Genomic DNA, 1,848 nt, shown 5'->3' with positions numbered 1-1,848 from the left:
CTGTAAAGTCTAACCTATTAAAGGCAATCTCCCATGGCATTTTTAGTCAACCTCAGCACTCTCATCTCAAGGCTGTGCCAGTTTATTGGCGGCATCAGCCTAATCATCATTGTCTTAACCACTATGCTTGATGTCATTGCCCGCTATGTCTTCAAGCTTACGGGCGGCGAGTTTGGTTTTACTGTCAAAGGTAGCGTCGAGATCGTCTCCTACTTCATGTTATTTGCGCTACTGGCCGCCTTTGCCGCCTTCGTCGAGCGCTCACAGATCATCGTCGACGTCTTCACCCAAAAGATGTCACAAGCCCTTAAAGGCTACATGATGGGCGTGTTCATGATAGGTTTTTTTGTCATCGGTCTCGTCTTTACTTGGGGACTGTATGAAAGCGCCATCGACGCCATCGAATTTGGCAAAGTCACCCAAGATTTGCGCATCTCCATGATGCCCATCTACGCCATCAGCGCCTTCTTAAGTTTACTGCTGGCCATACGCTCCCTAATCGAATCCATCAACATCTTTAAAACAGGCGAATTCTTTGACGCCGAGGAGACAGGCGCATGAGTCCAGAAATGATTGGCGCCATCGGCCTATTGGTCATGATTCTATTGGTTGTCATACGTGTCCCAGTTGCTCTTGCCATGCTTGGTGTTGGCCTGGTTGGCTTTGGCGCTGTTACCTCAGCCGGTGGCGCTTTGCAGATGCTCAAAGACATCCCCGTCGACGTCTTAGCAAAGTACGACTTTAGCGCCATACCTTTATTTATTTTAATGGGCGTCTTTGCCACTCACTCAGGGATGGCCGGCAAACTCTTTGAAGCTACCCGTACCATCTTTGGCGGTGTCAGAGGCAGTCTTGGTATCGCTGGTATCGGCTCCTCCGGCATCTTTGCCTCCATTTCAGGTTCTTCTTTAGCCACTGCCTCCACTATGACCAAAGTGGCCCTGCCGCAAATGGAGAAATACGGCTATCAGCCAGGCTTTGCTTGTGGCATCTTGGCTGCGGGCGGTACGCTTGGCATTATGATCCCGCCCAGTATCGCCTTACTGGTTTATGCCATCCTAACCCAGCAGTCCGTTGGTGACATGTTTATCGCAGGCTTCTTGCCCGGCATGCTTGGCATGCTCATGTACTCGATCACTGTCATGATCATGGTGCGCTGGAAACCGCACTTGGCTCAGCGCGGCGAGTCAACCTCTTGGAAGGCCAAGCTACTCTCATTGACAGGATTGATACCGTTCACCTTTATCTTTATTGTGATCATCGCCGGTATTTTCTTTGGTCTGTTCACCCCAACAGAGGGGGCTGCAGTTGGGGCGTTTGTTTCTTGGGCCTATGCTGCTGTCAAAGGCATGCGTATGGAGGGACTAAAGCAGTCATTGATTGAAACCTTGGCGTTGTCTGCGGTGGTGTTCTTTATGCTACTTGGGGCAGAGGCACTTGGCTACTTTGTCTCAGTCTCTCGCCTGTCTTATTCGTTAGCGACGTGGATTGGGGGACTTGCGGTCAGTCCGATGATTGTTTTAATCTGTATTTTGTTTATGTACTTTTTACTTGGGTTGTTTATGGATGCCCTTGCGATGCTGGTGATCACTATTCCCGTGGTGTTCCCAATTATCTTGGCCCTTGGGTTTGATCCGGTGTGGTTTGGGATTATTGCAGTGTTGACGGTGGAGCTTGGTCTTATCACGCCGCCCATGGGGATGAATATCTTTGTAATTAAGGCGATGGCCCCGCATATCAAACTATCTGATATGTTTCGTGGAGTGGCACCGTTTATTGTCTCTGATGTCATTCGCTTGGTTATTCTGGTTGCGTTCCCAGCGATCTCTTTGGTGCTGCTTGGTTAAA

General features: G+C 49.6%; 2 protein-coding genes. Both read left to right on the top strand.

What is annotated here, in order from left to right; genetic code table 11:
* The first annotated feature begins 33 nt into the window (after positions 1–33).
* A complete protein-coding gene (locus ACTXGH_RS13735; RefSeq protein ID WP_439263612.1) occupies positions 34–561 on the top strand; it encodes a TRAP transporter small permease in 528 nt (175 codons plus the stop codon).
* The gene (locus ACTXGH_RS13730; protein ID WP_439263610.1) at positions 558–1,847 is read left to right on the top strand and encodes a TRAP transporter large permease; all 1,290 of its coding nucleotides are present in this window, start codon (positions 558–560) and stop codon (positions 1,845–1,847) included. Before ACTXGH_RS13735 ends, ACTXGH_RS13730 begins: the two co-directional genes overlap by 4 nt.
* Position 1,848 lies beyond the last annotated feature (1 nt).

The sequence above is a fragment of the Psychrobacter sp. 1Y10 genome (assembly GCF_052259005.1).
Lineage (GTDB): Bacteria > Pseudomonadota > Gammaproteobacteria > Pseudomonadales > Moraxellaceae > Psychrobacter > Psychrobacter saeujeotis.
This window is presented reverse-complemented; position numbering and strand designations above follow the sequence as displayed.

Coding starts and splice junctions, on each gene's coding strand:
- ACTXGH_RS13735 (WP_439263612.1), top strand. CDS start 34: ATGGCATTTTTAGTCAACCTCAGCACTCTCATCTCAAGGCTGTGCCAG.
- ACTXGH_RS13730 (WP_439263610.1), top strand. CDS start 558: ATGAGTCCAGAAATGATTGGCGCCATCGGCCTATTGGTCATGATTCTA.